Genomic DNA, 5,085 nt, shown 5'->3' with positions numbered 1-5,085 from the left:
GGTAGAGTCGACCGTTGGTCGACTGCTGTTGATCCTGCGCCCGAAAACCCCGCGCGGCGCGCGGTAGTCGATCAACGGTCGACTCTACCGCCGGATGCCGATGTCTGCGGTTGCCGGGTAGAGTCGACCGTTGGTCGACTGCTGTTGATCCTGCGCCCGAAAACCCCGCGCGGCGCGCGGTAGTCGACCAACGGTCGACTCTACCGTCGGGCGTCCACGCCATGCGTGGATGCCCGCCTTCACCAGCGCAGCTTGCGCCGGGCCAGTGCCGCTGCCACCTGCTCCATCACCTGCTGCGCCTGGGCCTGCGGCAGGTAGTTCAGCGCCAGGGCCACATCGCCATGCGCGCCGGCGGTGTCCAGCTGCAGGCTGGCGGTGCCCAACAGTCTGTCCAAGGGTGAACGCTGCAGGCGCAGGCCCTGCACCTTGTCCAGTTCGGCCCAGCGCCACCAGCGCTTCCACCAGCCACCGCGCACGGCCACGAACTGGCCATCCAGGTGCCAGCCCATGCGTGCCATCTGCCGGTGGGCCACCAGCAGTGCCACCGGCAGCCAGCCCAGCACGAGCAGTCCCCATGGGCCCCAGCGCCAGTACGCACCGGCCGCCAGCAGCGGCACCAGCACCAGGCTGCCCAGGCTCAACCGCCACCAGCCGCGCTGCGGCAGGGCGTGCCACTGTGCCGGGGGCCACTGCAGCTGCGGCAGCAGGTGCCGCACCAATCCTTCGCAGGTGGCCGCCGGTGCCAGCGGCGCCAGCTCGCGCAGGGCGCGGTCATCATCGCCGGAGGGCCCACCAGCGGCGCTGTCGATGCGCAGCTGGCGCAGGCCGAACCAGCGCTGCAGCGTGCCTTCGCGCAGCGTCCAGGCCTGGATGCGGCGGCGGGCCACGCTGCTGCGGGTGCGGCTGAGCAGCCCGGTGGACACAGTCAGCCGGCGCTCGTGCTCGCTCAGGGTGAAGCCGTGGTAACGCAGCACGGTCAGCACCACCGACAGCACTCGCAGCGCCAGCCAGCCCAGCAACAGCCCCGCAGCCAGCATCATGATTGCGGTGGTTACGCCCGGGTGCAGCTCTCTGACAAGGCCGAAGACCTGGCGGCCGCCGCGCTCGATGGCGTCGTCCATCACCTGCCTTGGCACGGTCTGCGACAGCACGCCGACGGCGGCCACCACCAGCGTCCAGCCGCGGTTGGTCAGCAACCCCATACGCACCACATCGCCTGCAGACAGGCGCAGCAGTACCTGCTCTTGCTCATCACGGGGAGTGTCCTGCGGCACATCGCCGGCCACCGCCTGCGGTGCCTGCCCGCGCTGGCGTACCAGCCGCTCCAGCGCCAGGGCCTGGTCCAGCTTCAGGACGCGCATCTCGGCTTCCGGGCGCACACCACCGGCCGATTCCAGGCGCAGTTCGGCCACCCCGAACAGCCGATGCAGCGGGTTCTGCCGGACTTCCACGTTGTGGATGCGGGCAAAGGGAATCTCGCGGCGATTGCGCGACAGCAGGCCACTGCGCACAGTGATCGCATCACTGCCGATGCGGTAGCGATAGCTGAGGTACTGCAGTACCGATACCAGCACCAGCGCAGCAATGGCCGCCAGCGGGATCAACTGCGCCCACATCGGGTCGCGGTCGCCGCGCTGGCCGAACACCAGCAGCGCCACCAGCGGCAGCAGGTAGTGGCGCAGCTGCATCAGCAGCACGAACAACCACGACCACGGGTGCAGGCGATGCTCGTGGCCGTCGCCAGGCAGCGACGGCGGCAGGGGCGGTGGCAGGCTCACAGGGCGTCGGCGTCCTGGTCGAGCTGATGTGCCAGGGTATCGCGCAGGCGCTCGGCATCGGCCTGGTCCAGGCCGCTGACGGTCACCGCGCTCAGGCGCGTGCCGGCGGTGTGAACGATCAGTGTTGCCAGGCCGGCGCGACGCTGCAGCGGGCCACGACGCAGGTCCAGGTGCTGCACGCGGGAAAGGGGAATGCGGGTTTCCAGCTGCCACATCAGGTCGCGGCGCAGGCCCAGGCCCTGCGCATCCAGTCGCCAGCGGGTGCGGGTCAGGCGGCGGTGGCCGAGCCAGGCGCCGGATGCGAGGCCGGCCAGCAACCCTGAGGCTGCACCCCACAGGCCGCCGGGCAGATCAAGGAACCACCAGGCGGCCGCCAGCGGCGCGCCGGGTACGAACAGGCCGCCGAAGGCTCCTTCCAGTGCCGCCATCCACGCGGCACGGCGCGGCAGGGGTTGCCAGTGGTCCAGGGGCGATGCAGGGGCGGCAATCGGCAGTTCGGTCACGCGGGCGTCCGTCGGGCAGCAGGGCAGGGCGGTGGCGGCCGCAGCCGCCCCGCGCAAGACGGTAGCAGGTCAGCCGCGTTACTGGGCGGCCTGGATCAGCGCGTCGACGTCGAGCATGTGGCCGGCACGGTCGGCCTTGGTACGCAGGTAGTGCTCGTTCTCGGCGGTGATCTCGCCGGTCACCGGAATGCAGTCCAGTACTTCAATGCCGGCATTGCGCAGGCGCTGGGCCTTGGTCGGGTTGTTGCTGAGCAGGGCCACGCGCGAAATACCCAGGCCGCGCAGCATCGCCACCGCACTGCCGTAGCGGCGTTCGTCGGCACCGAAGCCGAGCTGGGCGTCGGCGTCGATGGTGTCCAGGCCGTCATGCTGGTAGCCGTAGGCGCGCATCTTCGCGGCGATGCCGGTACCGCGCCCTTCCTGGTCCAGGTACAGCAGCACGCCGCCGCCCAGTTCCTTCAGCTTGCGCAGGCCGCGCCGCAACTGGTCGCCGCAGTCGCACTTGAGCGAACCGAACAGGTCGCCGGTCAGGCACGAGGAGTGCACGCGTACCGGCACCACGGCCGACAGGTCCGGCTCACCCACGATGATCGCCACCTGGTCGCGCTGGGCCACGCCGCCGCGGAACACCGCGAAGGTGGTCATGCCGACATCGCGCAGCGGCACCGGCGAACGTGCCACCAGTTCGTAATCGTGGGCGGCGTGGGCCGCACCCTCGGCCAGATCGCACAGGGCCACTTCGGCTGCGCCGTCGAAGGTGTGGTCATCGGCATCCAGGCGCGCGGCCACCATCGCTGGCAGCAGCAGGCCCAGCCGGGCCAGTTCCACCGCACCGGCATCGAAGGCATCGCCCGCGCTCCAGCCATCCGGCATCGGGCCCGGCTCGCGCAGGTAGCCCAGCGAGGGCAGGGCATCGAAGGCCACGCCGGCCAGCGGCAGGCGCGCGCCCTCGGCCGCCTCCACGCCGAGTACGCGGGCACGGGTGGCGGTGAGGAACAGATAGTGGCGTTCACGCGCGGCGCTGGCAAAGGCGGCAAAGCTGCTGGCCGTGGCGCTGTCCAGCGCAATCACCGCCAGGCGCTGGCCCCGGCTATCGTGCAGCAGCACCGGGCGACCGGCGCGCAGTTCGGCCACCGCGCGTTCGCAGCGGATCGCGGCGGGATCGCCGAACAGGGAAGAAGCAGGCATGGCAGGACCGGGGGAGGCGGACATCGCAGTCTCTATGGGGGCGCCAGTGTCGTATTCAACGTACTGCGGCAGCCGGTCGCAGGCCAGCTGTCGCGGTCCTCAATGCGGATGTTCTTCGGTGGCGTAAGGATCATCTTCGCCACTGCCCGGCGGGCGCAGCGTGTAGCGCTTGTAGGTCCACTGGTACTGGGTGGGGTCGCGGCGGGCGATGCGCTCGATGCCGGCATTGAGCGCGGTAGCGGCCACCTGCGGGTCCGCGTCGGCCACCGCCGGGTCGGTCGGCTCGATATGCAGGGCAAATTCCATGTCCGGCCCGATGCGCTCGCACCAGCCATACAGCACCGTGGCACCGGTGCGCTCGGCCAAGCGGTTGACCAGGGTCATGGTCAGCGCCTGCACGCCAAAGAACGGCACGAACACGCCATCGCCGGCCTTGGGCTGCTGGTCGGGCAGGATGCCGGTGGCACCGCCGTCCTTGAGCACTTTGAACAGCTGGCGCACGGCCGGCCCCTCGGCACGCACCTGCTGCACGTTCTGGCCACCGCGCACCAACTGCAGGAAGGCATCGCCGGCCTCGTCTTCCGGCGGCTTGTAGACGATGGCGATCTGCCCGCGCGAGGCCAGCCACTGGTTCAACAGTTCCCAGTTGCCGAAGTGCGGGGCGGCCACGATCACGCCCTTGCCGCTGGCCAGGGCTGCGTCGTACAGCGCCGCGCCATGCTGTTCCTTCAGGTGCAGTCGCAGGTTGTCGGCTGGCGTCCGGCTCCACAGGCGCAGGGTTTCGATGGCCTGCAGCGCGGTCGAGCGCAGCAGTTCGCGGTGCAGGCGGTCGCGCTCGGCGCCTGTCATTTCCGGGTAGGCCAGTTCCAGGTTGCGCCGGGTCACCCGGCTCTCGCGGGCGTTCAGGCGGATCCAGGCCCAGGCCAGGGTGTGCGCGATGCCTCGCAGCAGCGGCCAGGGCAGGCGGGCGAACAGGGTGGTGGCGCGATGGACCAGCCGGGCTTTGCGTTGCGGATTCATTGGCCCCAGTTTAGCCAAGGGCGCTGCTATCGTGACCGGCCCCGTTATCTGGAGCCCCCGATGCTCGTGCTGATCCAGCGTGTCACCCAGGCCGCCGTGCACGTGGAGGGCGAGGCGGTCGGGCAGATCGGCCCCGGCCTGTTGGCCCTGGTCGGCATGGAACCGGGTGATACCGAGGCCCAGCTGAAGCGGATGGCCGAACGCCTGCTTGGCTACCGTGTATTCGCAGATGAAGCCGGAAAAATGAATCGTTCGCTGCGCGATACCGGCGGCGGGCTGCTGCTGGTCAGCCAGTTCACCCTCGCTGCGGACACCCGTTCGGGCATGCGCCCCAGCTTCACCAGCGCCGCCCCACCGGAGGAGGCTGAACGCGGGTTCAATCGATTTGTCGAGATCTGCCGTGAAAACCACGCTCCGGGGGTGGAAACGGGCCGGTTTGGTGCCCATATGGTCGTCAGCCTGGTCAACGATGGTCCCGTGACCTTCCTGCTCAGGCCCTGAGCCGCCGGGACCACCGCCCGGCAGGCGGGGCCCCGGGCTGGTCGACTGCATCGCTCATCCGCCAGCGCCCCCTGCCAGCGTGCCCCCCAGGTGGC

At 70.2% G+C, this 5,085-nt stretch carries 5 protein-coding genes; 1 reads left to right on the top strand and 4 read right to left on the bottom strand.

Translation table 11 applies throughout. The features are described 5' to 3' along the window. Positions 1 to 239 precede the first annotated feature (239 nt). From ACQKDV_RS18230 to ACQKDV_RS18215, 4 genes are all read right to left on the bottom strand, one after another. Positions 240 to 1,778, bottom strand: a complete 1,539-nt coding sequence (locus ACQKDV_RS18230) for a PH domain-containing protein (RefSeq protein WP_427785632.1) — start codon at positions 1,776 to 1,778, stop codon at positions 240 to 242. Further along, positions 1,775 to 2,281 carry a PH domain-containing protein gene (locus ACQKDV_RS18225; protein WP_427785628.1) on the bottom strand — a complete coding sequence of 169 codons (507 nt, stop codon included), beginning with the start codon at positions 2,279 to 2,281 and terminating at the stop codon, positions 1,775 to 1,777. The genes ACQKDV_RS18230 and ACQKDV_RS18225 overlap by 4 nt, the downstream gene beginning before the upstream one ends. A gap of 78 nt (positions 2,282 to 2,359) precedes the next feature. Then, positions 2,360 to 3,493 carry a GTP cyclohydrolase II RibA gene (gene ribA / locus ACQKDV_RS18220; RefSeq protein WP_427785626.1) on the bottom strand — a complete coding sequence of 378 codons (1,134 nt, stop codon included), beginning with the start codon at positions 3,491 to 3,493 and terminating at the stop codon, positions 2,360 to 2,362. A gap of 75 nt (positions 3,494 to 3,568) precedes the next feature. After that, positions 3,569 to 4,489: a lauroyl acyltransferase gene (locus ACQKDV_RS18215; protein WP_427785624.1), complete on the bottom strand. Its 921-nt coding sequence runs from the start codon at positions 4,487 to 4,489 to the stop codon at positions 3,569 to 3,571. A 60-nt stretch (positions 4,490 to 4,549) separates the two neighbouring features. On the opposite strand from ACQKDV_RS18215, the gene dtd reads away from it, so the two are divergent. Then, positions 4,550 to 4,990 (top strand): D-aminoacyl-tRNA deacylase, encoded by a 441-nt coding sequence (dtd, locus tag ACQKDV_RS18210; protein ID WP_427785622.1) that lies wholly within the window; start codon positions 4,550 to 4,552, stop codon positions 4,988 to 4,990. Positions 4,991 to 5,085 lie beyond the last annotated feature (95 nt).

The organism is Stenotrophomonas sp. NPDC077659 (assembly GCF_050268705.1).
Taxonomy (GTDB): Bacteria; Pseudomonadota; Gammaproteobacteria; order Xanthomonadales; family Xanthomonadaceae; genus Stenotrophomonas.
Note: the sequence above shows the minus strand (reverse complement) of the source record. Positions and strands in the feature narration are given on the sequence as shown.

Coding starts and splice junctions, on each gene's coding strand:
- ribA (WP_427785626.1), bottom strand. CDS start 3,493: ATGTCCGCCTCCCCCGGTCCTGCCATGCCTGCTTCTTCCCTGTTCGGC.
- dtd (WP_427785622.1), top strand. CDS start 4,550: ATGCTCGTGCTGATCCAGCGTGTCACCCAGGCCGCCGTGCACGTGGAG.
- ACQKDV_RS18215 (WP_427785624.1), bottom strand. CDS start 4,489: ATGAATCCGCAACGCAAAGCCCGGCTGGTCCATCGCGCCACCACCCTG.